The sequence below is a fragment of the Flavobacterium sp. GNP008 genome, assembly GCF_056428965.1.
In genome coordinates this window covers 278,128-305,052 of record NZ_JBWJVL010000003.1, presented here as the reverse complement: position 1 = coordinate 305,052, position 26,925 = coordinate 278,128, and the positions used below count along the sequence as shown (strand labels likewise).

24 protein-coding genes are annotated in these 26,925 nt (G+C 33.9%); 14 read left to right on the top strand and 10 right to left on the bottom strand.

The window, feature by feature from the left end; genetic code table 11:
- Positions 1-106 precede the first annotated feature (106 nt).
- The 3 genes from AC0608_RS10800 to AC0608_RS10790 all read left to right on the top strand — a co-directional run bounded on the left by AC0608_RS10800 (position 107) and on the right by AC0608_RS10790 (position 4,441).
- Positions 107-1,834: a phospho-sugar mutase gene (locus AC0608_RS10800; RefSeq protein WP_478289060.1), complete on the top strand. Its 1,728-nt coding sequence runs from the start codon at positions 107-109 to the stop codon at positions 1,832-1,834.
- The gene (locus AC0608_RS10795) at positions 1,834-3,663 is read left to right on the top strand and encodes an ABC transporter ATP-binding protein (protein WP_478289059.1); all 1,830 of its coding nucleotides are present in this window, start codon (positions 1,834-1,836) and stop codon (positions 3,661-3,663) included. Before AC0608_RS10800 ends, AC0608_RS10795 begins: the two co-directional genes overlap by 1 nt.
- A gap of 76 nt (positions 3,664-3,739) precedes the next feature.
- The gene (locus tag AC0608_RS10790) at positions 3,740-4,441 is read left to right on the top strand and encodes a hypothetical protein (RefSeq protein WP_417990241.1); all 702 of its coding nucleotides are present in this window, start codon (positions 3,740-3,742) and stop codon (positions 4,439-4,441) included.
- Between the two features lie 11 nt (positions 4,442-4,452).
- Here AC0608_RS10790 and AC0608_RS10785 read toward each other — a convergent pair whose 3' ends face one another.
- The 3 genes from AC0608_RS10785 to AC0608_RS10775 all read right to left on the bottom strand — a co-directional run bounded on the left by AC0608_RS10785 (position 4,453) and on the right by AC0608_RS10775 (position 9,460).
- Complete coding sequence (locus AC0608_RS10785) at positions 4,453-5,175, bottom strand: hypothetical protein (protein WP_478289058.1); 723 nt, start codon at positions 5,173-5,175, stop codon at positions 4,453-4,455.
- A 112-nt stretch (positions 5,176-5,287) separates the two neighbouring features.
- Positions 5,288-7,756: a TonB-dependent receptor gene (locus AC0608_RS10780; protein ID WP_478289057.1), complete on the bottom strand. Its 2,469-nt coding sequence runs from the start codon at positions 7,754-7,756 to the stop codon at positions 5,288-5,290.
- Positions 7,757-7,762: 6 nt separating this feature from the next.
- The gene (locus AC0608_RS10775) at positions 7,763-9,460 is read right to left on the bottom strand and encodes a M23 family metallopeptidase (RefSeq protein WP_478289056.1); all 1,698 of its coding nucleotides are present in this window, start codon (positions 9,458-9,460) and stop codon (positions 7,763-7,765) included.
- A 174-nt stretch (positions 9,461-9,634) separates the two neighbouring features.
- On the opposite strand from AC0608_RS10775, the gene AC0608_RS10770 reads away from it, so the two are divergent.
- The 3 genes from AC0608_RS10770 (at position 9,635) to rny (ending at position 12,000) form a co-directional block, all read left to right on the top strand.
- Positions 9,635-9,925, top strand: a complete 291-nt coding sequence (locus tag AC0608_RS10770) for a coiled-coil domain-containing protein (RefSeq protein ID WP_417960612.1) — start codon at positions 9,635-9,637, stop codon at positions 9,923-9,925.
- A gap of 7 nt (positions 9,926-9,932) precedes the next feature.
- Positions 9,933-10,226, top strand: coding sequence for a cell division protein ZapA (locus AC0608_RS10765; protein ID WP_417960614.1), 294 nt, complete (start codon positions 9,933-9,935; stop codon positions 10,224-10,226).
- 208 nt (positions 10,227-10,434) lie between these two features.
- The gene (rny, locus tag AC0608_RS10760; protein ID WP_417960616.1) at positions 10,435-12,000 is read left to right on the top strand and encodes a ribonuclease Y; all 1,566 of its coding nucleotides are present in this window, start codon (positions 10,435-10,437) and stop codon (positions 11,998-12,000) included.
- A gap of 84 nt (positions 12,001-12,084) precedes the next feature.
- Here rny and xerD read toward each other — a convergent pair whose 3' ends face one another.
- Positions 12,085-12,993: a site-specific tyrosine recombinase XerD gene (xerD, locus tag AC0608_RS10755; protein ID WP_478289055.1), complete on the bottom strand. Its 909-nt coding sequence runs from the start codon at positions 12,991-12,993 to the stop codon at positions 12,085-12,087.
- A gap of 76 nt (positions 12,994-13,069) precedes the next feature.
- Entirely contained in the window at positions 13,070-13,669 is a 600-nt protein-coding gene (locus AC0608_RS10750) for a hypothetical protein (RefSeq protein WP_478289054.1), read from the bottom strand.
- Positions 13,670-14,137: 468 nt separating this feature from the next.
- On the opposite strand from AC0608_RS10750, the gene AC0608_RS10745 reads away from it, so the two are divergent.
- From AC0608_RS10745 to AC0608_RS10735, 3 genes are all read left to right on the top strand, one after another.
- Entirely contained in the window at positions 14,138-14,701 is a 564-nt protein-coding gene (locus AC0608_RS10745) for a porin family protein (RefSeq protein WP_478289053.1), read from the top strand.
- Positions 14,702-14,777: 76 nt separating this feature from the next.
- Complete coding sequence (locus AC0608_RS10740; protein ID WP_417960624.1) at positions 14,778-15,191, top strand: type II 3-dehydroquinate dehydratase; 414 nt, start codon at positions 14,778-14,780, stop codon at positions 15,189-15,191.
- Positions 15,192-15,285: 94 nt separating this feature from the next.
- A complete protein-coding gene (locus AC0608_RS10735) occupies positions 15,286-17,772 on the top strand; it encodes a DUF5686 and carboxypeptidase regulatory-like domain-containing protein (protein WP_478289052.1) in 2,487 nt (828 codons plus the stop codon).
- Between the two features lie 87 nt (positions 17,773-17,859).
- Here the strand turns inward: AC0608_RS10735 and AC0608_RS10730 are convergent, their stop codons facing one another.
- The 4 genes from AC0608_RS10730 to AC0608_RS10715 form a co-directional block, all read right to left on the bottom strand.
- A complete protein-coding gene (locus AC0608_RS10730) occupies positions 17,860-18,729 on the bottom strand; it encodes a cation diffusion facilitator family transporter (protein ID WP_417960628.1) in 870 nt (289 codons plus the stop codon).
- Positions 18,730-18,842: 113 nt separating this feature from the next.
- Entirely contained in the window at positions 18,843-20,153 is a 1,311-nt protein-coding gene (gene murA, locus AC0608_RS10725) for a UDP-N-acetylglucosamine 1-carboxyvinyltransferase (protein WP_417960630.1), read from the bottom strand.
- 101 nt (positions 20,154-20,254) lie between these two features.
- Positions 20,255-20,980: a DUF4290 domain-containing protein gene (locus tag AC0608_RS10720; protein ID WP_417960632.1), complete on the bottom strand. Its 726-nt coding sequence runs from the start codon at positions 20,978-20,980 to the stop codon at positions 20,255-20,257.
- A gap of 86 nt (positions 20,981-21,066) precedes the next feature.
- Positions 21,067-21,351 (bottom strand): DUF493 family protein, encoded by a 285-nt coding sequence (locus tag AC0608_RS10715; protein WP_478289051.1) that lies wholly within the window; start codon positions 21,349-21,351, stop codon positions 21,067-21,069.
- Between the two features lie 147 nt (positions 21,352-21,498).
- On the opposite strand from AC0608_RS10715, the gene AC0608_RS10710 reads away from it, so the two are divergent.
- The 5 genes from AC0608_RS10710 to AC0608_RS10690 all read left to right on the top strand — a co-directional run bounded on the left by AC0608_RS10710 (position 21,499) and on the right by AC0608_RS10690 (position 26,069).
- The gene (locus AC0608_RS10710; RefSeq protein ID WP_417960636.1) at positions 21,499-22,038 is read left to right on the top strand and encodes an AAA family ATPase; all 540 of its coding nucleotides are present in this window, start codon (positions 21,499-21,501) and stop codon (positions 22,036-22,038) included.
- Positions 22,039-22,096: 58 nt separating this feature from the next.
- The gene (locus AC0608_RS10705; protein ID WP_478289050.1) at positions 22,097-23,992 is read left to right on the top strand and encodes a RecQ family ATP-dependent DNA helicase; all 1,896 of its coding nucleotides are present in this window, start codon (positions 22,097-22,099) and stop codon (positions 23,990-23,992) included.
- Complete coding sequence (gene fmt / locus AC0608_RS10700; protein ID WP_478289049.1) at positions 23,992-24,939, top strand: methionyl-tRNA formyltransferase; 948 nt, start codon at positions 23,992-23,994, stop codon at positions 24,937-24,939. The genes AC0608_RS10705 and fmt overlap by 1 nt, the downstream gene beginning before the upstream one ends.
- A 178-nt stretch (positions 24,940-25,117) precedes the next feature.
- Positions 25,118-25,390, top strand: a complete 273-nt coding sequence (locus AC0608_RS10695; RefSeq protein WP_073017033.1) for an HU family DNA-binding protein — start codon at positions 25,118-25,120, stop codon at positions 25,388-25,390.
- Positions 25,391-25,508: 118 nt separating this feature from the next.
- Complete coding sequence (locus AC0608_RS10690) at positions 25,509-26,069, top strand: YqgE/AlgH family protein (RefSeq protein ID WP_417960642.1); 561 nt, start codon at positions 25,509-25,511, stop codon at positions 26,067-26,069.
- Here the strand turns inward: AC0608_RS10690 and AC0608_RS10685 are convergent.
- Positions 26,066-26,905, bottom strand: coding sequence for an aminotransferase class IV (locus AC0608_RS10685; protein ID WP_478289048.1), 840 nt, complete (start codon positions 26,903-26,905; stop codon positions 26,066-26,068). The genes AC0608_RS10690 and AC0608_RS10685 overlap by 4 nt on opposite strands.
- Positions 26,906-26,925 lie beyond the last annotated feature (20 nt).

Below are 26,925 nucleotides of genomic sequence, written 5' to 3'. Positions count from 1 at the left end.
TCTTTAAAAAAAGAAAAAGATACAGCGAATAGCAGGATATAGCTCCTAAAAATAAAAAACTGTGTTTAAATTTTAATTACGAATTTAGAAACTAAAAAAAAGTAGAATGGACATCAAACAAAATATTTTGGATGCAGTAAATGAGTGGCTTACGCCAACATTTGACACCGTTACACAGGAAGCTATCAAGGAACTGATGACTACATCACCTAAAGAACTGGAAGAAAGCTTTTATAAAAATCTTGAATTTGGAACTGGCGGAATGCGCGGTGTTATGGGAGTAGGAAACAACCGCATCAATAAATATACGCTTGGAAAAAGCACACAGGGACTTTCGGATTACTTGCATACTGCTTTTCCTAACCAGCCTTTGAAAGCGGTTATTGCTTACGATTGTCGTCATAATAGCAATACGCTGGCCAAATTAGTTGCGGATGTTTTCTCGGCTAACGGAATTGAAGTGTATTTATTTTCGGAATTGAGACCTACACCAGAATTGTCATTTGCGGTGAAACATTTAGGTTGTCAATGCGGAATTGTTCTTACAGCCTCTCACAATCCACCTGAATATAACGGGTACAAAGTATATTGGCAAGATGGTGGACAAATTGTACCACCGGAAGATGAGGGAATCATCTCTGTTATCGAAAATTTAAATTACAATCAAATCAAGTTTACTGCCAATGAAGACTTGATACATTATATTGATACCGAAGTGGATGAAGCTTTTATCAAATCGACTATCGAAAATGCCAGCTTTGGAACTTCGGCTGACGCCAAAAAAAATCTGAATATTGTTTTCACCTCTTTGCATGGGACTTCCATAACCTTAGTTCCTGACACCTTATCGCAAGCGGGTTATCCTAACGTGAATATTGTTGAAGAACAAAGAGTGCCAAATGGTGATTTCCCAACCGTTAAATCTCCAAATCCGGAGGAGCCCGAAGCACTGACAATGGCTTTGGCTTTGGCAGACAAAATGAATTCGGATATTGTTATTGGGACTGATCCTGATTGTGACCGTTTGGGAGTTGCTGTTAGAGATAACGAAGGCAAAATGACGTTGCTTAACGGAAATCAAACCATGATTTTGATGACTGCCTTTTTATTGGAACAATGGAAAAAAGCAGGAAAAATCAACGGAAAACAATTTGTAGGTTCTACAATCGTTTCTACTCCTATGATGATGGAATTAGCGACAAACTACGATGTAGAATGTAAAGTGGGTTTGACTGGTTTCAAATGGATTGCTAAAATGATTAAAGATTTTCCTGAGTTGGAATTCATTGGTGGTGGTGAAGAAAGTTTTGGTTATATGGTAGGTGATGCCGTAAGGGATAAAGATGCTGTTGCTGCTACTTTATTGATTTGCGAACTTGCAGCTCAAGCCAAAGCCAAAGGAAGTACGGTTTACAAGGAATTACTACAACTGTATGTTGACAACGGTTTTTACAAAGAACACTTAGTTTCGTTGACTAAAAAAGGAATGGATGGTTTACAGGAAATCAATCAGATGATGATTGACATGAGAGAGAATCCAATGAAAGAAATCAACGGACAACGAGTGATTATGTTAGAAGATTACCAATCATCGATAGCGAAAAATTTGCTTACGGATGAGGAAACTAAAATGAATATTCCAAAATCGAACGTATTGATTTATTACACGGAAGACGGATCAAAAATATGTGCAAGACCTAGCGGAACGGAACCAAAAATAAAATTTTACATAAGTGTAAATACTGAATTGAATGCTGTAGAAGATTTTCAGGAACTGGAAACCGTGTTAAACGAAAAAATTAAAAATATTATTATTGCAATGCAATTGAACTAATGGACAGAAATTTAATAAAATTAATTCCTTTTACTAAACCGTACAAAACTCATATCATCTGGAATGTGGTGTACAACGTTCTATATGCGTTGTTCAGCACAATTTCTATGTTGACACTGCTCCCGGTACTTCAAGTACTTTTTGGTAAAGTCAAAACAATTGAAAAAGAGCCAATATATACCGGAATTGGAAATATAAAAGATTATGGAACTGATCTTTTGTATTTTAAAATAACCGAATTAACAAAAGATAATAGTCCTCAGTTTGCCCTCTTACTTGTCGTTTCTTTGGTAATCATCACTTTTTTATTCAAAAATTTATTCAATTACCTTGCTTCCCATCACATCATGCACCTCAAAAATGGCGTATTACGCGATTTACGAAAATCAATGTATGATAAAATCATTGAATTACCTATATCCTACTATACAGAGAAAAGAAAAGGGGACATAATGGCGCGAATGCTTGGTGATGTCAACGAAGTTCAAAATTCCTTTTTTTCGATACTGGAACTGATCGTAAAAGAACCATTAACGATCGTATTTGCAATAGTAACCATGTTTTTTATAAGCGTAGAACTAACGTTTTTTGTTTTAGTTTTTATTCCAATTTCGGGATTTATCATTTCAAAAATCGCTAAAAACTTGAGAGCACAATCCTTACAGGCACAAAAAGAAAGTGGATTTCTGATTTCAATAGTAGATGAAAGTTTGGGCGGTTTGAAAGTGATTAAAAGCTATAATGCAGAACCTAATTTTAAAAACAGATTCAACGATTCGGTAACCCGATTGTTGCATTTATCAAATAGTATAGGCGATAAAAATAATTTGGCAACACCATTGAGTGAGTTTTTAGGAATCACTACAATAGCTGCGTTATTATGGTATGGTGGAAACTTAGTATTAATTGACAAAACCCTTGAAGGCGCGGCTTTTATTGTTTTTCTTACCTTGGCATTCAATATTTTAACTCCTGCCAAAGCCATTTCTAAAGCATCTTATGCCGTGAAAAATGGTTTAGCTGCCGCAGAACGGGTTTTTGAAGTTTTAGAAGTTGAAAATGAAATTACTTCAAAAGAAAATGCGCTCGAAAAAAATACTTTTGATTCGAACATAACCCTCAAAAACATTAACTTTAAATACGAAAAAGAAAATGTTTTGAAAGACTTTACGCTTGTGGTCAAAAAAGGACAAACGGTGGCTCTTGTTGGACAATCCGGGAGCGGAAAAAGCACCATCGCCAATTTGCTGACCCGTTTTTATGACACTAGCGAAGGCGAAATCACCATTGACGGAGTGAACATCAAAGATTTCAGTTTGAAATCGCTTCGAGGCTTGATGGGTCTAGTTACACAAGACAGTATATTATTTAATGACACGATCAAAGCAAATGTTGCATTGGGAAAATTAGAAGCTACAGATGAAGAAATTATCGAAGCGTTAAAAATTGCCAATGCTTATGAGTTTGTCAAAGATTTACCCTTAGGAATTCACACGAACATTGGTGACAGCGGAAACAAACTTTCTGGTGGGCAAAAACAACGATTGTCTATTGCAAGAGCCGTTTTAAAAAACCCTCCAATTATGATTCTCGATGAAGCTACATCAGCATTGGACACCGAAAGCGAAAAGTTCGTGCAAGTAGCTCTAGAAAACATGATGCAAAACAGAACCTCAATTGTCATTGCGCACCGCCTTTCTACAATTCAAAAAGCAGATTTGATTGTGGTGATGCAAAAAGGAAAGATAGTGGAGCAAGGAAAGCACGACGAACTAATTGCATTAAATGGCACTTACAATAAATTGGTTACCATGCAATCCTTTGAATGATACCCTGCGATAGCAGTTTTAAATGAATATTTTCTTGAGGAACAAAAATCTTAAAATAATTTTATTCTTAAAATAAATGTACATCAACAATCCCAACATAAAACTTCCAAAAGACCCAAACACGGTTGTTTGGAAGTATCTTGATTTGTCTAAGTTCCTGGACTTGTTGATGTCAGAAAAGCTATTCATGTCCCGATCTGATAAGTTTGAAGATCAATATGAAGGTACCTTTAGTGAACCTACTTTTGAAGAGATAAAAAAACTCTCCATTGACAATCCTGACTTTTTAAACTACTATAAAACACATCGCGAAAAAGTAGCCATCAGCAGTTGGCATATCAATGAATACGAATCCTTCGCAATGTGGCAAATTTTTACGCAAAACAGTGAGGGTTTAGCTATTCAGTCCACTATTGGACGTTTGCAAGAATCGCTTATTCCTGAAACCAGTTTCAATCAATATATTGGAGAAGTAAATTACATCGATTACAAAAAAGAACACATTCCGTTTGATGATCTATTTTTTCCTTTTTTATTCAAACGAAAAAGCTTTCAATACGAAGGTGAAGTCCGCATCATATCAGACATTGGTGAAAGCGACATCAAAATTAATGAAGGATTAAAAATTAATGTAAACATCAATCAATTGATTGAAAAAATATACATTCATCCCAAATCCGAAAATTGGTATAAAAATCTCGTTATCCAATTAGTGAAACAACTGGGTTTTGATTTTACGATTGAAAAATCCGACTTAGAAAGTGATATATTAATTTAGAAAAATTGCTTCTAAACCGGCTCATAACCAATTATTTTCCATTCTTTATTAGACAAATCAATATAGTAATAATTCACCACATCCTTTTTATCAAATTCACCGTTTTTATTAGTGTCCTCAACGGTTCTGAAGTACAAACGATTTCTGGAACCTATCAATTTCCAATCGATCAATTCCTGAAAATCTGACGACATCTTTGTGAACTTCTTGCCACTAATTTCACTTAAATACAACGCTTTTATATCACTCGTATCTAATTTTCCATCCTTATTAGTATCCATATCAACCATCGTATACACCATAATTTGGTTATTGGTTCTATCAGCAACTGACTTCAAATACGTTGCTGTTTGAATCAAAACGGGTTTGTCTGTCAATTTTCTGATGGAATCCGAATCGATTTTTTGAAATTTTATATTCTGTAAAAAACCAGTAATTTCAAATTCTCCATAATTAGAAATAGTAAAACTCAAATCATTTACACTCGAAGACCCATACCGTGCTTTGATGCCTTTTTCACGAATGCTTAAATCCGCAACCGGATGAAGCAAATAATCTGTACCTTCCATTTGAAGGGGCAAATCAGCAATTTGTATTTGAGAAGAATCGGCTCTAGCAAGTTCCCTTGCTCTATTGTTTCTATCGTAAGACACTTTCGGTTTTTCTATCTCTTCTTTACAACTTGCTAAAAGCAAAACTGCTATTCCTATTAGTGTGATATGTAATTTTTTCATGTTAATGTACTTTAAAATTCAAATGTAATCATTTTTAAAAAATGGTAATGGTATTCAGTAATTGATTTATCTAATTTATAGTATTCGATTTAAAAATTTCATTAATTTCTTGTTACAACTTAGCCGTCAATTTCACATTAAAAACCCGCGTTGTCATATAATTCGGAATCGCATATTGATTTTTCGAATATACATCGCGAACCCAGGTATTGGTGATGGCATTTTGATTGTCAAAAAGATTAAAAATCTCCAAACCTATGGCCAACTCTTTAAAATCTTTGAACCAACCCATATTCTTTTTTACTGTAGTGTTATCAATAAAAACTTTGGAGAAACCAACATCTACACGGCGGTAATCATTCAAGCGGTTTTGGTATAAATAAGGATCTGCGTACGATGGAGAACCTCCTGGCAATCCTGTGTTGTAGACCAAGTTCAAGTACAATTTTATACTTGGAATATTAGGCATGTAATCTTGAAACAAAAGCCCAAATTTTAATCTTTGATCCGTAGGTCTGGCAATATACCCTTTATCATTACTATTTTCCTCTGTTTTCAAATAACCAAAACTAAACCACGATTCTGTTCCCGGAACAAACTCCCCATTCAATCGAACATCTAATCCTTGCGCATACGCAGTTGCATTATTGTTAGCTGCGTAACGTATGCGAACATTGTCAATGGTATACGTATTTACATCTGTCAATGATTTATAATATAGTTCTGATACGAGTTTAAAAGGACGCTTCCACATCTTAAAACTATAATCATTCCCAAAAACTAAATGTACAGACTGTTGCGCTTTGGTATTGGGTTGCAGCATTCCATCAGCAGCTCTCATTTCTCTATAAAATGGCGGTTGATGGTACAATCCTCCCGAAAGTCTAAACACCATATCTTTCTCCCAATTTGGTTTTATGGCAAATTGTGCTCTGGGACTAACAGTAATTTGGGATTTTCCGGATATTGTAGCCCCTATAACTTCCCAATTGTGCAAGCGCACGCCGGCATTATACCAAACTTCACTCGAACCAATATTCGATTTCAAACTCCATTGACCGTATCCTGAAAATCTATTTATGGAGTTAAAATTAGTCGCCCGGATATTTTGATACGGAACAAGCGGTCCAGTATAAGGCAAATACGGCTGGTCCTTTTTAGGCAAATCAATAATTGGTGGATTCAATGAAAAACCAGCCGAATCAATTACCTCCCACTCTATTATTCTGTCGCGAATGGATTCTCGTGTATATTTTATTCCCCATTCAAATTGATTTTCTTTCCAATCGTGGAATCCTTTTATCTCCGTATTTACAATTAAGGCATCCAAATCATTTCTGGCATGATTGAGCTGAGAACCAATACCCCTTGTGAAAGCCACTTCCCCAAAAGTTGCTGATCCAATACTGGAATCGACTTCGCCTAAACGATATTGCGCGAAAATATCAAAATACTCTTGCTCTAAAGTATGAAAAACTGAACCGATAAATTTTAAAGTAAAAGTATCAGAAACGTTGAATGTTGTTTTTAAGGCGCCAAAATACGTATCGTATTTATCCTTTTCCTGACCTTCATAAAAAACAGTAAGTGCCATAGGATTATCTATGGTTCCAAAATTAGTTTGCCGTGATAACGGCTGATATTGGTATTTATTTTGAGAAATATTCCCCAAAAAACTCCATTGCCATTTCGCTGAAGCCTGATAATTTATATTGGTTTGAATATCGGCAAAGGATGGAGTGAAATTTGTTTGTGTCTCTTGGCTTTTTACCAAAAGGCTGTTGTTTCGGTATCGAACTCCCGTAACAGCAGACCATTTTTTATTCTTGGAAACCACATCAAGCGAGAGGCTTCCGCCAAGAAAACTCGCTTCCATACTAGCTCCAAATTTAATCGGCTTACGATAGGTAATATCTAAAACCGATGACAATTTATCACCAAATTTAGCTTGAAAACCTCCCGCCGAGAAATCTACATTTTGAACCAAATTCGTATTGGTAAAACTCAATCCTTCTTGTTGTCCTGACCGAATCAGAAACGGACGATAGACTTCGATTTCATTCACATAAACCAAATTTTCATCATAATTCCCACCACGCACGGCGTATTGTGTACTCAATTCATTATTCGAATTTACTCCGGGTAAGGTTTTTAAAATATTTTCGACACCAGCATTTGCACCGGGAATTTTTCGAAGAACTTCCGGTTCAATTGTAGTTATACCTTGAATACGCTTTTTGTTACTAGAGGTCACAATCACTTCACCCATCTGTTCGTCCTGATCACTCATCACAGGATTAAACTCTTTTTGCTCATCAGAACCCAAAGTAAAAGTTATCGTTATTTTTTTCAACGCTACATGTGTAAAAACGAGTATTACCTTTTGGTTCACAGGAACTTTTATATCGTAAAAACCATTTTGATTGGTGCGAGTACCAAAACCTGGGTAAGAAACATTCACGTTTTCTACTGGCTGATTATTCCTGTCCAAAACAACTCCTCTTATTCTAGCGGTTTGGGACCATAAATTTAGGTTCACCAAGAAAAAAAAGAAAATAAAAAATATTTTATTAGTACTCAACTGATTTTATTTTTTTTGATTTCTAAAAAAATGAGTATTAAAGGTAGTTGAATTTCCTACGTTATCAATTACAACCACTTTTAAATCATTGCGCCCTTCAGCTGCCATACCATCACTAAAATAATGAGTTAGTTTTCTGGTTTTATTATCATATTCTAATAGAATCCATTTTCCATTCAAATAACCGTTGTATGATTTGATTCCTGACAAGTCATCGTATACAGAAAGCTGAATTGTCTTTTGCCCACTCAACCATTTTCCTTCAACAGGTACCACCATACTTATTCTAGGAGCTACAGTGTCTGAAATCAGAGCGTATTTTCCTAAAATTTTAACCTTCGTACTGAATACATTGTCTTTTCTATACGTTGAGTTGTAATTTATTTTTTTTCCTTCAATTCTACCGATAAACATTTTTTCTCTTTGAGCTTCCGTAGCTGTACTATCTTCAATTGAGATAATGAAATTAGTATGTGCTGGAACTGTATCATCATGTAGAAAGAGCGTGTCATTTTTTACATCAAAATTCAAATCAAAATCTTCGTAAAAAGTTCCTGCAGGAAAGAAAACTGACATATTCGCTAAAGCAAAATTGCTGTCTTTATTAGCATTAACAAAATAATTTGACTTAAGAGGTTCCTGGCTTATAATTGTGGGTAACAAATCATATTGAATAGGAATGGTTATCATTTTTTTATTTCCAAAAAAATCTGAAACCTCAATGCGATACAACGATGCTACATTTGGAGATACAGGTAAAACTCCTTTGTTTTCATCAGCCTTAATAAAGCTCAAATTGTAAGGATTTTTCATGAAAAGTTTCTGAACCCGTTGTTGCATTTTTTTATATCTCGAATAATCAATCAGCGCATTGATGTAGCGCATGTCGTCAAATGAATAGGTATTGAATTCGTATCCGAAATTTGGCTTTCCATTATAAAAGGTTTGTACTTTATAGATCCCGTTATTATTAAACGAAACATCATCCATGTCATAAGCCGAAATCCCAAAACCTATTACACCATTGGCTACTACTTTCTCTGAAAGATAAGTTCCGTCTTTTTGTAAGGAAACATTCAATACCAAAGGTCGTTTCGAATGGTTCACCGTAGTTTTTGAATTTAAGGGATATACATAAACACCTGAAATAATTGGTTTTTTTGTGTCTTTTAAAAATTTATTATATCCAAAAAGCATCGGGTTGATCACGAACTCAGTTTTAGTATCCCTAAATTCAAAGTGCAAGTGTGGCCCTTCGGAAGAGCCTGTATTGCCAGAAAATGCAATTACTTCCCCTTTTTTCACGACCATTTCATCTGGCTTTAAAAACATTTCAATTTCAAATGATTGCTCTTTATAATGGATCGCCTTGAGGTATTTTTCTATAACATCATTCGCTAATTTTAAATGACCGTATACCGATGTAAATCCATTAGGATGATTGATGTAAATTGTTTTTCCGTTACCAAAAGTAGAAATCTTTATTCTTGAAACATACCCGTCTGCGACAGCGAATACTTTTAATCCCTCTTTTTGTTGGGTCCTCAAATCAAAACCAGCGTGGAAATGATTGGGCCGCAATTCTCCAAAATTCCCGGACAATTGTATTGGAATATCTAACGGAGATCTAAAATAATCTTTTGGATACTCAACTTGGGCAAAAACTGAGGTGCAAAAAAATAATAAATATAGGTAGGATTTCATTGTTTACATTTTTGCTAAGATAAAAAAAGTATTCCAAACAGCACTATAGAAAGCCGTTCTTAACCATTTGTACAACTGCTATTTAATTAATTTAATGCAAAAAAAATAATAAAATATTGCAAAATTAAAAAGGAATACTAACTTTGTATGATTATGTAATGAATTGTATATATAATGAGTGTTATAGCAGAAATTATTGATACTCTTGAAAATAAAGTCGAAAAACTTTTTATTAAAATGAAAAGTTTAGAGAAAAATAATCAAGATTTAAAAGATGAATTAACAAAAACTGCGTCAATTATACAAACTCAGTCACAACAGATTGAAGCGCTGAAAACGCAGTATGATACACTCAAAATTGCAAATACATTACTAGGCAGTGACGACAATAAAAGAGATACAAAGCTTAAAATAAATTCATTAATTCGCGAAATCGATTATTGCATAGCTCAGCTATCAGATTAATAAAGATATGGACGAAAAGCTTAAAATTAAAATATCAATAGCAGACAGGGTGTATCCATTAACGGTTGATCTCTCTCAGGAAGAAGGGCTAAGAAGCGCCTCAAAAAAAATTGATACGATGATAAAGCAATTTGAGGAAAATTATGCGGTTCGTGACAAACAAGACGTATTGGCAATGTGTGCCTTACAATTTGCCTCACAAACAGAACAAAAACAAATTGATAATGCTATAGATGGAGAAGCAACCATCGAAAGAATTAAAAAAATCAATGCGGTTTTAGATCAATATCTCGACAAATAAACGTTCTTTACAAAAACTAAGATACTGCCTACATTAGTTCATATTTGGTAAACTCAACACTAACAATTTAGAATGAGCAAATCATCACTACTAAAGCATGCCACGCTTCGGCGAGGAAACTTGAACAGTGAGTTAGCTCAAAACTTGTCTTTTCGAGTTTATTCAATCACTCTAATGTAGGCTTTTTTATATATAAATTTTAACAAACATGGACAACATATTAACGATTATTATTTCAGGAATTATAGGTATTGTAGCGGGTTTTGGTATCGCAAAACTGATAGAAAAAAGCAATATTTCCAATTTAATTAAAAATGCAAAAAAAGAGGCCGCGTCGATTTTGAAAGATGCTAATTTGGAAGCCGAGAATATAAAGAAAGATAAAATTCTTCAAGCAAAAGAGAAATTTATTGAATTAAAATCAGAACATGAACAGGTTATTTTATCTCGTGACAAAAAAGTTGCTGAAATAGAAAAAAGAGTACGTGATAAAGAATCTCAAATTTCAAACGAATTATCAAAAGCTAAAAAAGTAAATGATGATTTTGAAACTAAAACAGTAGAATTTACTACTAAAATTGAGAATTTAGATAAAAAACAAGCTGAAGTTGACAAGCTTCACAAAAGTCAATTGCAACAATTAGAGGTAATCTCTGGTTTATCAGCAGAAGAAGCTAAAAATCAGTTGGTGGAAGGTTTAAAAGCGGAAGCCAAAAGCAAAGCAATGTCTCACATACAAGACACCATCGAAGAAGCTAAATTAACAGCGCAACAAGAGGCTAAAAAAATCATAATCAATACTATTCAAAGAGTTGGAACTGAAGAAGCAGTAGAAAACTGTGTTTCGGTTTTTAACATTGAATCAGATGACGTTAAAGGTAGAATCATTGGTCGTGAAGGTAGAAATATCCGTGCATTAGAGGCCGCCACTGGAGTAGAAATCATTGTAGATGATACGCCGGAAGCGATTATACTTTCTTGTTTTGATCCTGTCCGAAGAGAAATTGCCCGTTTGGCTTTACACAAATTAGTCACTGACGGAAGAATTCACCCGGCTCGTATTGAAGAAGTAGTGGCAAAAACTGCTAAGCAAATTGATGATGAAATTATAGAAGTGGGTAAACGTACTGTTATCGATTTAGGAATTCACGGGCTACATCCTGAATTGATTAAAGTAGTAGGACGCATGAAATACCGTTCCTCATATGGACAAAATTTGCTGCAACACTCCCGTGAAGTTTCTAAACTTTGTGGAATCATGGCTGCTGAACTTGGCTTAAACGTAAAACTAGCTAAAAGAGCTGGTTTATTACACGATATTGGTAAAGTCCCAGACGCCGAAAGTGATTTGCCCCACGCATTATTAGGAATGCAATGGGCCGAGAAATACGGTGAAAAAGAAGAAGTGTGTAATGCTATTGGAGCGCATCACGATGAGATCGAAATGAAATCATTATTATCCCCTATTATTCAAGTTTGTGATGCCATTTCAGGAGCAAGACCAGGAGCAAGAAGACAAGTATTGGATTCATATATTCAACGTTTGAAAGATCTTGAAGAAGTAGCATATGGATTCACAGGTGTAAAAAACGCCTATGCCATTCAAGCTGGTAGAGAACTTCGTGTAATTGTGGAGAGTGAGAAAGTTTCAGATGAAAATGCAGCTAACTTATCTTTTGATATTTCACAAAAAATTCAAACAGAGATGACTTATCCAGGACAAGTTAAAGTAACTGTAATTCGTGAAACAAGAGCTGTAAATATTGCTAAATAAAACTTCGTAATTTCTAAAAAATAAAAAAGACGTCTTGATGTAATAATCGATACGTCTTTTTTTTATTCTTATTAGATCTTACTATTAAACATCTAAACTTTTTCTGGGATGAAAAGTGTTGATCACCTGAGTCAAAAATTTGCGATCCAGGTGAACATATATTTCTGTTGTAGTAATTGATTCATGCCCTAGCATCAATTGTATGGAACGTAAATCAGCCCCATTTTCAAGAAGATGTGTAGCGAATGAATGCCGCAACGTATGTGGGCTGATATTTTTATTCAATTCAATTTTCACCGCTAAGTTTTTAATAATAGTAAAAATCATTGCCCGAGTCAACTCTTTTCCCCTTCTGTTTAAAAACAAGGTATCTTCATAACCTTTTTGAATGCTCAGATGAGTTCGTATGGTATTGCGATAAATCAGGATGTATTTTTGAGTAAATTCACTTATGGGCACAAAACGTTGTTTGTTTCCTTTTCCTGTAATTTTAATAAATCCCTCCTCAAAAAATAAATCAGAAATTTTTAAAGTTACTAATTCGGAAACCCGAAGCCCACAACCATATAGTGTTTCGAGCATTGCCCGATTGCGTTCCCCTTCATTTGTGGTTAAGTCAATCGCATCAATAAGATTGTCAATCTCCTTAACCGATAAAGTATCGGGAAGTTTTCGACCAGTTTTAGGAGTTTCAATAAGCTCCAATGGATTGTCCGTTCGATAATCTTCAAATATCAAATAGGTGAAAAAACTTTTAAGTCCTGAAATAATTCTGGCTTGTGAGCGAGGATTTACTTCTTTTGAAACACTGTATATAAATTGTTGCAACGTCTCTTCTTGAATTTCTATTGGCGAAACTTCAATACCATTTGTTGCCAAAAAAAGACACAACCGTTCTATATCATACGAGTAATTTTCAATAGTATTCTTAGACAAACCGCGTTCTATTTTTAAATACGATTGATACTTTTTAATATATGAGATCCAATCCATAACCACAAAGTAACACTTTTTAAGCATAAAAAAACCACTACAATGAGTGGTCTTAAACTATTATTTTATAAAATAATTATTTTCTCCATTTTCCACCACCTAAATAAAAGCCTAAATGAATTCCTAAATAAGAATTCGCCACAGTTCCTTGATCAACTCCATTAGTATCTTGTAAGCTGGTATCAGGCATTAAATTATACTCTAAACCCATTCGGAATTTCCCCCATTCAAAACCTGCCCGAACTAAACCTCCAAAAACACCACTAGTTTCTGGCTGCAATTGAGTACCGGAATTAACATCAGATTCATCAAATTCAACATTACCAATCGCATAGTAACCAGCACCCCCGCCGATATAAGGAACAAAAGACTTGCCTGAAGTACTGAAATAATAATCATAGGTTCCAACAAAAGAACTGTTTGCCGAAAGTTTTGCACTGTCAACCTGGCCATTGCTTTGTTTGACATCACGCACAATTGCTGCAAGACCCATTCTTAAACCTATATTCATATTGTCTTTAATGTTATATTTAGGTTCTAAAGATAAGAGTAAGCCTCCTCCGCCATTTGAAGGAACCACACCTAAATCAAGACCTACTCTAAAACCACCCTCCTTTTGGGCATAGCTACTAAAACAAGCAAAAGCAATTAATACTAAGAAAATACGTTTTTTCATTTTTTATGATTCCAAATTAATATCTTCATAAAAGTATACTAATTTTAAAATAATTCCATTCCTACCGATACAAGTTATTAACATTTTAAACGATCCCGAAAGATCTAATATTAAAATGAAATTATTTTTATTAAGATAATTGACTGATATGAAAAAATAATAAGTTGTTTATTTATTTAAAAAATAATTTTTTAAATAAAAGACTCTAATATTATTATAAAAAACAATAAACTGCCCCGGCATTCAACAAACATCAACTTGCTGTACATCATTATCTTACACCTATAAAAAATACTTAAAACCTTAAAATGTTGTAAAAAAGAACAATAAATATTAATTTAGCACTGTTTTGGACCAATTTTTGGTTAATGTAAAATAAGAAAACGCTTAACAATAATTATCTAACAAAATAGTTTTAAGTAAAAGTCCCATTTCAATTAATACTAATTAACATTAAAAAAACAAATTATGAAAAGAATAATTCTAGTAGCAGTAGTACTACTTGCCGTATCAGTAGATATGCAAGCACAATTAGTCAAGTTTGGCTTTAAAGGTGGTTTAAATTACGCAAATCAATCAGGAAGCAATATTACCGTGAACAGTGACAATTATAACACGGATGCAATTACCAGTTATCATGCTGGTTTAGTGGCTGAACTTAAATTAACAGATGGTTTTTCTATACAACCCGAATTATTATATTCGACACAAGGAGCAACGTATAAAAATGCTTTTGAAGAATTCAAAAATGAATTGGGATATTTATCCATTCCGGTTTTAGCAAAAATACATTTTAACAAAACCGTTAGTTTAGATCTTGGACCACAAGCATCTTTCTTATTGAGTGAGAGAAACGAATTTGATGTTAAAAATGCAGAAACGTTTGAATTTGGAGTAGCAGGTGGATTAACTCTAAATGTTACTAAAAACATTTTTCTACAAGGTCGCTATGTATTAGGACTTACTGAAGCTTCAAAAGAAGCCGAAGTTAAAAATTCAGTACTACAAATTTCAGCAGGATTCACATTCTAAGAATAATAAAAATTAAATTTATCAAAACCGTTCTATAAATTGGAACGGTTTTTTTATTTTTACAAAAACAGTAATTATGAAAATCAGTATTATTAATGGCCCAAACCTTAATCTTATAGGCAAACGGGAACCTGCGGTTTATGGAAGCGAAACTTTTGAAGAATATTATAGTACTTTACAATTAAAATTCCCATTTGTGAAATTTTCTTATTTTCAAAGTAATATTGAGGGTGAATTGATAGATAAAATTCAAGAAGTTGGTTTTTCATCCGATGGCATTATCATAAATGCTGGCGCATATACACACACTTCTATAGGTATTGGAGATGCAGTGAAAGCTGTTACCACTCCAGTGGTTGAAGTCCATATTTCGAATACGTTTTCTCGTGAAAGTTTTAGACATCAATCTTATATTTCAGGAAATGCCAGAGGTGTTATTTTGGGCTTTGGATTAAAAAGTTACGAGTTAGCAATACAGTCTTTTCTATAGTTTTTAGCTATAATATTCATCCCTATAAATGTTTAACAAATATTTAATACGGTCTTTTTAAACTTCTTTTATTTTTGTGAAAGAAAAAACTTTCATGGAAAAACACTTTTTACTATTATTTTTATTGGTCTCGCTTGTCAGTACAGCACAATTAAAAGGAACCATTTCGGACGAAAAAGGGAATGCCTTGCCCTTTGTAACTATCTTCCAAGAAGATTCTTATAATGGCACCACTTCAAACGAACAAGGTAATTATGAATTCACTTTAAAGAAAAAAGAAAAACCGACGGTTGTCTTTCAGTTTTTAGGGTTTAAAACCCAAAAAATAGTAATACAAACTGACAAACTTCCCTATTTGTTAAATATAAAAATGATTGAAGAAAGTTACTCATTGAATGAAGTAATCATCAATAAAAAAATAAATCCAGCGGTAGCAATTATAAAAAATGCTATTACTAGCAGGAAAAAAAATACCGAAAAAACAAATCGATTCAACGCTGATTTTTATTCAAGAGGTATTTTTAAACTAAAAAATGCACCAAAAAAAATATTAGGCCAAAAAATTGGGGATCTCAATGGCTCTTTAGATTCTACAGGAACCGGTATTATTTCTTTATCAGAAACCTTTTCGAAAATAGCATTTGAAAAACCCAACAATTTAAAAGAGGTAGTTACCGCCTCTAAAGTAAGTGGCAGGGATAATGGCTATAGCTACAATACGGCCAGATCTTCATTCTATGATTTCTATGACAACTCTATCGATTTTGGTGTAGCAATGATTTCCCCAGTAGCAAACAACGCTTTCAATTACTACAACTACTCCTTAGAAAGTACATTTTTTGACGAGAATAAAAATATGATTAACAAAATAAAAGTGATCCCAAAACGCGATAGCGAACCCGTTTTTGAAGGGTATATTTATATTGTAGAAGATTCATGGGCCATTTATGCCGTTAATTTGGATATAAAAGGGTATCGAATGAAAGAGGAATTTGTTGATGTAATGACCTTACAACAAAACTTTAGCTATAACAACAGTAATAAAATTTGGGCCAAGAATACTCAGAGTCTTGAAATCACTGCAGGTGCTTTTGGAATACAATTTACCGGTAAATACAATTACGTATACAGCAACTATGAATTTATAAATGCTTTTGCTCCCAAGACTTTTACCAATGAAATTACGCGTATCGAAATTAATGCCAATAAAAAAGACAGTCTTTTTTGGAACAACAACAGGCCCATTCCGTTAACAATAGAAGAAAGCACGGATTACATTAGAAAAGACAGTATTTTCAAGGTACGAAATTCCGAAAAATACTTGGACTCAGTAGATGCAAAAGGAAACAAATTCAAACCATTAAAGGTACTAACTGGTTACACCTACAAGAATAGTAAAGAAAAATACAGCCTCAGCTATGAAGGTTTACTAAACCTTGGTTCGTTAAGTTTTAATACCGTGCAAGGATATAATTTTGATTCTGGTTTTAGATTTACAAATTGGAAAAATCAGGAAAACAAAGGAATATACACTTCCTTAAGTGCCAAACTAAATTATGGTTTTGCTGAAGACCGTTTGCGTGTTTCCGGACAATTTATCCATCGGTTCAACAATCAGGATTATGCCACTTTAAATATTACAGGCGGAAGTTCCGTCAAGCAATTTAATCCGAGCGAACCCATAAGCAAAATTATAAACACAGTAAGTTCACTGGCATTCAAGAACAATTTTATGAAGTTGTATAATCTAGAATCGTTAGCCATAGGCTACAGTCAAGATATTGCAAATGGAGTAAATCTGGGTGGAAGAATAGAATACCAACAACGCAAACCATTGTTCAACAACACTAATTTCTCTTTGTTTAACAAAAATGATGTATACACCTCCAATAATCCTTTGGCAGCAGATGATTATAGTACACCTGCTTTTGAAAAACACCATCTAACGAAAGCTAATTTGTATGCGAAAATCAATTTTGGAAACAAGTATTCTTCCCGCCCTGACGGAAAATTTAACATTCGAAATGAAAAATACCCCACGCTTTATTTAGGCTACGAGAAAGCATTTGCAGCCAATGAACAGAAATATGAGTTTGACCATTTCAACACCCGATTAACGTATGACCTAACATTAGCAAACAAAGGCGTTTTAGGTTTGAATCTAAAAGCAGGAAAATTTCTCAATGCAGATAATATTGCATTTATGGATTACAAACATTTCAATGGCAATCAAACGCACATAGGACAAACAGCGCGTTATTTGAACGTATTTAACTTACTGCCGTACTATTCTAACAGTACAAATGACCGTTATCTCGAGGCTCATACCGAATATAACGACAAAGGGTATATCATGAATAAGATCCCTTTGTTGAACAAACTAAAATCAACATTGATTTTGGGTGCTCATGCACTTTCAACACCCAATAACAAACCCTATACTGAAATTACCTTGGGTTTAGACAATTTAGGTTTTGGCAAATTTAAAATGCTCCGTGTTGATTATGTTCGTTCCTACCAAAATGGGTTTCAAGGTGACGGTATCATTTTTGGACTAAAGTTTTTAAATATATTAGAGTAAATTTTCGACTGAAATTTTAAAACCAAATTAAAAAAGGCACCGGAAACATTTCCGGTACCTTTCTCAATTTTTATGGAACTGTCCTGATTAATCATTTGGTTCTACATGAATCAACACGTGTCCTAATTCGGGGATTTCCTCCCGCAACGTATCTTTCAGTTTATGTGCCAGATCGTGTCCTTCTTTTACCGTAATATTTGAATCCACCCTAGCGTGTAAATCCACGTGATATTGCATCCCAGCTTTTCGGATGAAACATTTTTCCGTATCGATTATCCCGTCAACTTGAAGGGAGATCAATCTAATTTGGTCTATCAAATCATCGTATAAATGTTCATCCATTATCTCCCCTAAAGCCGGTCTAAATATTTGATAGCTATTGTACAGAATAAAACCTGACGCAAAAAGTGCCGCCCAATCATCAGCCGACTCATATCCATTTCCTAAAACCAAAGCGATTGAAATCCCAAGAAATGCCGCAACAGAGGTTATTGCATCACTACGGTGGTGCCAAGCATCTGCTTTTAGTGATGAACTATTGGTTTGAATACTTCTTTTCATCACCAATCGAAAAGAATATTCCTTCCAAATAATTATGGCACCCAGAACGATTAAAGTCCATGGTTTTGGCAATTGATGTGGTGTTCCGATATTAATAACACTTTCATAAGCAATGATCGTAGCCGAAGTAATTAAAAAACCTACAACCAAAAAAGTAATCAATGGTTCTGCTCTACCATGTCCGTAAGGGTGATTTTTATCTGCTGGCCTGTTGGAATATTTGATTCCAAACAACACTAAAAAAGAGGCAAAAATATCAGTAGTAGATTCAATGGCATCTGCTATTAAGGCATACGAATTTCCAAAAAAACCTGCCAAACCTTTGATAATAGCTAAACAAGTATTTCCAATAATACTAAAATAAGTTGCTTTGATTGCCGTTTGTTCGCTAGACATGCGCTTTGTTTAAAGGTGAAATAAAAGTAAAATCGTTTAAGTAAACCGAATTGAATATTAGATTCAAATCCTTTCTGGCTTACTTAAACGAAATTTTTAATGATTTATGTTAATTATGCGCGCACAATATTGGCACCAATAGCTCTCAATCGTTCGTCAATACGCTCGTATCCTCTATCAATTTGTTCTATATTTTGAATGGTACTGGTTCCTTTTGCAGAAAGTGCCGCAATCAATAAAGAGATTCCCGCACGAATATCTGGTGATGACATTGTTGTTGCTTTGAGTTGCGATTTGAAATCGTGTCCCATAACAACGGCACGGTGTGGATCACAAAGCATGATTTTAGCCCCCATGTCAATCAGTTTATCGACAAAAAACAATCTACTTTCAAACATCTTTTGATGGATCAAAACATCACCTCTTGCTTGTGTAGCGACCACTAGAACAATGCTCAATAAATCCGGAGTGAATCCAGGCCAAGGCGCATCGGCAATCGTTAAAATAGAACCGTCGATATCCGTTTTTACTTCATACCCATCAACATGAGCGGGAATGTAGATATCATCACCACGTCGTTCTAAAGTGATTCCTAATTTTCTAAACGTGTTAGGAATAACACCCAGATTATCCCAGCTAACATCTTTTATAGTAATTTCTGATTTTGTCATTGCAGCCAGACCAATCCAACTTCCAATTTCAATCATGTCCGGAAGAATTTTATGCTCACAACCGCCTAAACTTTCAACCCCTTCAATAGTCAATAAATTAGATCCTACCCCTGTAATTTTTGCTCCCATCGAGTTCAACATCTTACATAATTGTTGCAAGTAAGGCTCGCAAGCAGCATTATAAACTGTTGTTTTACCTTTAGCTAAAACCGCTGCCATAACAATATTAGCCGTTCCAGTTACCGATGCTTCATCCAGTAACATATCAGCTCCTTTTAATCCTTTAGGAGCTTCTACACCATAAAAATGGTCTTCTCTGTTGTAACGGAATTTAGCACCCAAATTTATAAAACCCTCAAAATGGGTATCTAATCTTCTGCGACCTATCTTATCACCCCCTGGTTTTGGGATATAACCTTTACCAAATCGGGCCAAAAGTGGTCCAACAATCATAATAGAACCTCGCAGGGAACCGCCTTCTTTCTTGAATGCTTCTGTTTCCAGATACTGTATGTTTACTTCATCTGCTTGAAAAGTATAAGAGCCTGATCCCGTTTTTTGGATTTTTACCCCTAAATTTCCTAAAAGCGTAATTAGTTTATTGATATCAATAATATCAGGAATATTATTGATAATCACTTTTTCAGGAGTTAACAGAACGGCACATAAGATTTGTAATGCCTCATTTTTAGCCCCTTGTGGCGTGATCTCTCCCTTAAGACTAATGCCTCCTTCTATTTTGAAAATTCCCATTTTTTACAGTTATAAATTATTTAATTTTGAGTTAAAAAGTTACGCGCTAAAAGTTACTATTAAAAAAATTCACAACTTATAATGCCTATTTTATAACTTACTTACAAAGGTTTTCTATTTTGGTTTTTGTGAATTGGGTTTGGCTTTCCAGTTTTTGCACTCTTATTGCTAAGAATTTTTGGTTGACCAACCGGCAAAATTTTATTAGAAACACGTTTATTGGTTCTTAATAAATCAGTGGTATTTAATAACTCTTCCGTACTTTGAATCAAGTTTAATTTACCATCGGATAGTTCAAATAAATGTTCGAATATAACATCATCCTTAACAGTATCTTTATTCCAACTCAAATAGGATTTTTTCATGTGATTGGCAATTACTTTTACCAAAGCACTTTTCATCTCACCATCTTCCCATTTATTGGCTACATCAATCATGTATTTTATGTTGTTGCCATAATACCTGTATTTCGGAAAATTTTGGGGGTATTTTAAAACATCCGGTTTTAATTGCAGTACTTCACGTGATGGAATAGGATACGGTGAATCGGCAACTAATTTAAAATCAGACATAATAAAAAGCTGATCCCACAATTTATGTTGAAAATCAGGAACATCGCGCAAATGAGGATTCAAACTCCCCATTACCTGAATAATGTATTTTGCAGCTTTATTGCGTTCTACATCATCTTCGATTTTAGTTGCCTGATCTATTAATTTTTGCAAATGGCGCCCATATTCTGGAATAATCAAATGCGATCGCTCAGCATTATATTCCAAGTGATGCACCACATCGTTTGAGTTTTCTTTAATATATTTTGAGTTCATATTCGAATGTATCTTTTTGATTTTTATGGCTTTTTTTCGAACATTAGAACCATTCGAACCTATTGCCTCAAAACTTTATTTTATATCTAAAGGGAAATAATCCCTTTTATGGTAGAAACTTCTAGGTATTTATCTACTATTTCTTGGGCATCTTTTACGGTGACATCAACAGATATACTGGTAAACTTCCCTGTCTTGGATTTAGTAGTTTTTATAACCGCACCCATGCAATCAAAAGCCAACTCAACACGTTCTACATTATCACTTTCTGTTGGTACAATAAATTTAAATAAGTATTCCGCTGGCCATGTATTACTCATATCCAACTCAACTTTTAATCTATCATAAAATTCTTCCGTCTTCTTATCCATTTTCTATTTAAAAATAAGGGCAAATATACGGTTTCAAACGTAAATTATGAATTTTGAATTATGATTTTTTGTCTATTCTTATTTTAAGCGCAATCATTTTTTCAAATCCCAATAAGTTTAAGTAAATTTGCCCCTTATTTTTTAAAGGTGCAGAAAGAAATCATAGTTATCATTGGCGGTCCCGGAACAGGTAAAACAACAATCATCGACGGATTGATCGCTAGCGGATATTGTTGCTATCCGGAAATTTCTCGGGAAGTCACATTAGAGGCAAAGAAACAAGGAATAGAACAATTATTTTTAGAAAAACCATTGTTATTCAGTGAATTACTTCTGGAAGGGAGAAAAAAACAATTTCAAAACGCTTCAAAAGAACCTCATAATGTCGTATTTATCGACAGAGGTATTCCAGATGTTTTAGCTTATATGCATTACATTGGTGATAGTTATCCAGCCACTTTTGATGTAGCCTGTCGCGAACATTTATATTCAAAAATCTTCTTGCTTCCGCCATGGGAGGAAATATACATAAGTGATCAAGAACGTTATGAAAACTTTGAACAAGCTAAACTTATCTACAACCACCTTACCGAAACCTATCAAAATTATGGTTATGAACTCATCGAAGTACCTAAAGATACACTTGATAACCGAATTCTTTTTATCTTAGATGAAATTTCTAAATAAATTGCAACTTTAGGATTTACGATTTGGGATGTTATCTACAAAATGAAACCTAAAATCTATGCAAGAAGCGGTAGCTATTCTTCAAAAATATTGGCAACACGACAAATTTAGATCGCTACAAAACGAAATTATCAACTCCGTTTTAAGTGATCAAGATACCTTTGCGTTAATGCCAACGGGTGGAGGAAAATCAGTATGTTTCCAGATTCCGGCCATGATGAAAGAAGGGATTTGCCTCGTTATTTCCCCTCTGGTAGCGTTAATGAAAGACCAAGTCGCTAATTTGCAAAAGCGAAATATCAAAGCCATCGCCTTAACGGGAGGTATCAGATCCGAAGAAATGATTGATTTACTGGACAATTGCCAGTTCGGAAATTATAAATTCCTTTATTTATCACCAGAACGACTCCAATCCGATTGGATTTTAGAGCGAATAAAAAATCTCCCTATTAATTTAATCACAATTGATGAAGCGCATTGTGTGTCCCAATGGGGGCATGATTTTCGTCCCGCTTATTTGAAAATTTCAGAACTAAAGAAACATTTTCCAAAAGTACCTTTCTTAGCGTTAACAGCTACGGCAACTCCAAGAGTCAGAAAGGATATTATCAGTGAATTAGGATTGCATAAACCACAGGTTTTCGAAAAATCATTTGCTAGAGAAAATATTGCGTATATGGTTTTTGAAGTCGAGGATAAACTTTTCCGAATAGAACAGATTTTGAAGAAAAACCCGCAACCCTCCATAATTTATGTACGTAACAGAAAATCGTGTGTAGATATATCTTCCCAACTGAATTCGTTGGGATACAAAGCAACCTATTATCACGGCGGACTTTCGTACAAAGAAAAAGATAAAAACATGGAATCCTGGATGAAGGAGGACGTACAAGTTATTGTGGCAACTAATGCTTTTGGAATGGGAATTGACAAAGCCAATGTAAAAACGGTAATCCATATTCAACTCCCCGAAAACATGGAGAACTATTATCAAGAAGCCGGACGTGCCGGAAGAAATGGAGAAAGAGCCTTTGCAATAGTACTTACAAGCCCTTCCGACAGGATTCAGGTAGAAAACCAATTTATAAATATCCTTCCTGACAAAAAATTTCTAAATGTAATGTATATCAAGTTATGCAATTATTTTCAAATTGCCTACGGAGAAGGTATCAACGAACAGTTTACATTCAATTTGCACCGTTTTTGTTCAAAATATGAATTCCCCACTTTAAAAACCTACAATGCCATGCAGTTTTTAGATCGGCAAGGAATTATTAATCTTTCCCAAGAATTTTCAGAAAAAATCACCTTACAATTTCTTATACCTTCCAAAGAAGTACTCCGGTATATGAGTTTAAATCCGAATGATGAGGAAATTATTTTAGCCATATTACGCACGTATCCGGGAATTTATGAAATGCAAACTGCTTTCAACGTACAATTGATTGCTAAAAAATCAAATCACAAGGAAACCGAAATACAGACTGTTTTACATAAATTAAAAGAAAAAAAAATTATAGAATACCATTCTAAAAATAATGACGCCACTTTATTATTCAATGAAGTACGAGAAGATGAAAGAACCATTAATCGGGTTTCAAAACATTTAGAAAATCAAAATCAATTAAAAATAGCGCAATTACAATCCGTTATTCAGTACATCAATTCCAAAAAGGTTTGCAAAAATAAATTGATTTTAAATTATTTTGGAGAAAAAACGACTGTTGACTGTGGTATTTGTTCGTTTTGCATTACCAATAAAATTAAGAATAAAGACATCGCCCTACTTGCGGAAGAAATAATTGCTTTATTGCAAACCGAAGATTTAAGCTCAAGAGACATTCAAACCAAAACTAAAAATAGTCAGGACAATGTTATCTTTGTACTTCAAGATTTATTAGAAAACAATACAATTTTGGTACAACCAAATAATAAATATACTTTAAAATTATAATGGAAAAATTACGAATTGTTTTTATGGGAACTCCAGAATTTGCTGTAGGAATTTTAGATACTATAATCCAGAACAACTATGAAGTTGTAGGCGTTATTACCGCTGCAGACAAACCTGCAGGTCGTGGACAAAAATTAAAATACTCAGCAGTAAAAGAATATGCACTAACTAATAATCTTACTTTATTACAGCCTTTAAATTTAAAAGACGAGACTTTTTTATCAGAATTAAAATCTTTGAATGCAACTTTACAAATTGTTGTTGCTTTTAGAATGCTACCAAAAGTAGTTTGGGAAATGCCATCCTTAGGCACTTTTAATCTTCATGCATCTTTACTGCCAAACTATCGTGGTGCAGCACCTATAAATTGGGCCATCATAAACGGTGAAACAAAAACAGGAGTAACTACTTTTTTTTTAGATGATAAAATTGACACCGGCGCCATGATTTTAAGTTCCGAAATTCCAATTGATAAAACCGAAAATGCAGGACACTTGCACGATCGCTTAATGGAATTGGGAAGTAAGACCGTTATTGACACTTTGGAGAAGATCGAAAAAGGAAACGTAACAACAACTATCCAAGAAGATGATGCTGATATTAAAACGGCCTACAAGCTAAATAAAGAGAATTGCAAAATAGATTGGACAAAATCAGCTTTGACAATAAACAATTTGATACGAGGCTTAAGTCCTTACCCTGCTGCTTGGTGCTTTTTTGCAGACAAAAACGAAGAATGGAATGTGAAAATATATGAATCCAAGATCCTTTCTGAAGAGCATAATTACACAATCGGCAGTTTGATTTGTACCAAAAAAGAAATGAAGATTGCTGTAAAAAATGGATTTATTCAAATACTCCAATTACAGTTTCCCGGCAAAAAGAAAATGAGCACGCCTGAATTACTGAATGGAATTACTTTTTCAAATGAGGCAAAAGCCTATTAACACCAACAAAAACGGGTAATTATAAACTTTAATCAGATATTACTATTGATTTATCAACAAAAAAAATAAGTTATTAACAAATCAAGCTAAATTAACATAAAACGCTTGCAAGGAACGTATTTCCTACTAAATTTGTGTATTAACAATTTATTTTAACCACAATTAATAACTATTTATTATGAACAAATCAGAATTAATCGATGCTATCGCTGCTGATGCAGGAATTACAAAAGCTGCTGCAAAATTAGCTTTAGAGTCATTTTTAGGAAACGTAGGAGGTACTTTGAAAAAAGGTGGAAGAGTATCTTTAGTAGGTTTCGGATCATGGTCTGTTTCTGCTAGAGCAGCTAGAGACGGTAGAAATCCTCAAACTGGGAAGACTATACAAATCGCTGCTAAGAATGTAGTAAAATTTAAAGCAGGTGCAGAATTAGAAGGAGCGGTAAACTAATTTTAGTCCCCCTTATATAATCAAAACCTTCCAACTGGAAGGTTTTTTTATGTGTTTCAACGATTTTATTTGGGACTATTATAATAAAAAACTTAAATTTATTAAAAATTCTAATCCGATGATAACAGATAAATTAAAAAAAGGATATTTGCTTATTGCAGAGCCTACGATAATTGGGGATTTATCATTCAATAGATCGGTAATTTTACTAGCTGACTATACCGAAGAGGGATCCGTTGGTTTTATAATTAATAAACCTTTGAAATATACCATTCACGATTTGATACCTGATATTGATGCGCGGTTTAAAATCTATAATGGTGGGCCAGTAGAACAAGACAATCTATATTTTATTCACAATATTCCAGAACTGATTCCCAATAGTATTGAGATATCGAATGGAATTTATTGGGGTGGTGATTTTGAATCTACTAAAGAACTCATCAATAAAGGAGAGATAAGCAAAGATAACATTCGATTCTTTTTGGGATACACTGGCTGGCATGAAAATCAACTAGAAAGCGAAATGAAAAGCCACTCTTGGATTATTACTGCAAATAGCTATGAGAATAAAATAATAGGAAAATCAGCAACTCATTTTTGGAAAGAACAAATTATGGAATTAGGTGGCGAATACCTGATCTGGTCAAATGCACCAGAAAATCCATACTTGAACTAAGCAATCTTTATCATTTCATTAAGCTTCTCTAACAGTTGTAAGGAAATGTTTGTTGCGAATGTTTTTTTGCGATATTGAGTGATTGGCTGAATTCCTTTAATAACATTTGTTACAAATAATTCATCTGCTTTTTGAAGTTCGAAAGGAGAGATTACTTCCTCAACAACTTCTAAATTTTCTATGTTTTTAGCAAGATTTAAAATCTGTTTCCTCATAACCCCATTAAGACATCCTTCAGAAACTGGCGGTGTAATCAATTTATTTCCCAAAACCAGGAAAATATTTCCTTGCAATGCTTCAACCACATTCTTACTGTCATTTAACAATAAACAATTGTCTAAGCTGTTTTCACTTGCAAAAATACTTCCCGTTATATTAATGATTTTATTAGTCGTTTTGATGGAAGAAAGCAATTGTTTAGTAATATAAAAATCTTTATATAAATCTACTTCATACTCCTTTTTTTCGATAGAATAAAATGTGTTTTCAAGCGCTACAGCATGAATCAAAAAAGACACCGTATTTTTTTGTGGTAAATAATAACCTCCATCATTCCTATACACTGTAATTCTGGCTCGAGAGGAATTAGATATTGCCTTTTTTGTTACTAAAGAAAGTATTTGTTCCTCCAGGTATTCCATTGTGAAATTCATGGGTATTTCCATTCTTACCACGCGCATGGAAGACATTAATCTAAAATAATGATCTTCCAGAAAAAGAATTTTATCGTTTATTATTTTAACTGTTTCAAAAACTCCATCACCAAACAAAAAAGCACGGTTTTGTGACAATATATTGCCATCCTCAGACACAATAGTCCCATTAAAATTAATCATAAAAAAAGCCCTAAATTTTA

Coding starts and splice junctions, on each gene's coding strand:
- AC0608_RS10800 (WP_478289060.1), top strand. CDS start 107: ATGGACATCAAACAAAATATTTTGGATGCAGTAAATGAGTGGCTTACG.
- AC0608_RS10795 (WP_478289059.1), top strand. CDS start 1,834: ATGGACAGAAATTTAATAAAATTAATTCCTTTTACTAAACCGTACAAA.
- AC0608_RS10790 (WP_417990241.1), top strand. CDS start 3,740: ATGTACATCAACAATCCCAACATAAAACTTCCAAAAGACCCAAACACG.
- AC0608_RS10785 (WP_478289058.1), bottom strand. CDS start 5,175: ATGAAAAAATTACATATCACACTAATAGGAATAGCAGTTTTGCTTTTA.
- AC0608_RS10775 (WP_478289056.1), bottom strand. CDS start 9,460: ATGAAATCCTACCTATATTTATTATTTTTTTGCACCTCAGTTTTTGCC.
- AC0608_RS10770 (WP_417960612.1), top strand. CDS start 9,635: ATGAGTGTTATAGCAGAAATTATTGATACTCTTGAAAATAAAGTCGAA.
- AC0608_RS10765 (WP_417960614.1), top strand. CDS start 9,933: ATGGACGAAAAGCTTAAAATTAAAATATCAATAGCAGACAGGGTGTAT.
- rny (WP_417960616.1), top strand. CDS start 10,435: ATGGACAACATATTAACGATTATTATTTCAGGAATTATAGGTATTGTA.
- xerD (WP_478289055.1), bottom strand. CDS start 12,993: ATGGATTGGATCTCATATATTAAAAAGTATCAATCGTATTTAAAAATA.
- AC0608_RS10750 (WP_478289054.1), bottom strand. CDS start 13,669: ATGAAAAAACGTATTTTCTTAGTATTAATTGCTTTTGCTTGTTTTAGT.
- AC0608_RS10745 (WP_478289053.1), top strand. CDS start 14,138: ATGAAAAGAATAATTCTAGTAGCAGTAGTACTACTTGCCGTATCAGTA.
- AC0608_RS10740 (WP_417960624.1), top strand. CDS start 14,778: ATGAAAATCAGTATTATTAATGGCCCAAACCTTAATCTTATAGGCAAA.
- AC0608_RS10735 (WP_478289052.1), top strand. CDS start 15,286: ATGGAAAAACACTTTTTACTATTATTTTTATTGGTCTCGCTTGTCAGT.
- AC0608_RS10730 (WP_417960628.1), bottom strand. CDS start 18,729: ATGTCTAGCGAACAAACGGCAATCAAAGCAACTTATTTTAGTATTATT.
- murA (WP_417960630.1), bottom strand. CDS start 20,153: ATGGGAATTTTCAAAATAGAAGGAGGCATTAGTCTTAAGGGAGAGATC.
- AC0608_RS10720 (WP_417960632.1), bottom strand. CDS start 20,980: ATGAACTCAAAATATATTAAAGAAAACTCAAACGATGTGGTGCATCAC.
- AC0608_RS10715 (WP_478289051.1), bottom strand. CDS start 21,351: ATGGATAAGAAGACGGAAGAATTTTATGATAGATTAAAAGTTGAGTTG.
- AC0608_RS10705 (WP_478289050.1), top strand. CDS start 22,097: ATGCAAGAAGCGGTAGCTATTCTTCAAAAATATTGGCAACACGACAAA.
- fmt (WP_478289049.1), top strand. CDS start 23,992: ATGGAAAAATTACGAATTGTTTTTATGGGAACTCCAGAATTTGCTGTA.
- AC0608_RS10695 (WP_073017033.1), top strand. CDS start 25,118: ATGAACAAATCAGAATTAATCGATGCTATCGCTGCTGATGCAGGAATT.
- AC0608_RS10690 (WP_417960642.1), top strand. CDS start 25,509: ATGATAACAGATAAATTAAAAAAAGGATATTTGCTTATTGCAGAGCCT.
- AC0608_RS10685 (WP_478289048.1), bottom strand. CDS start 26,905: ATGATTAATTTTAATGGGACTATTGTGTCTGAGGATGGCAATATATTG.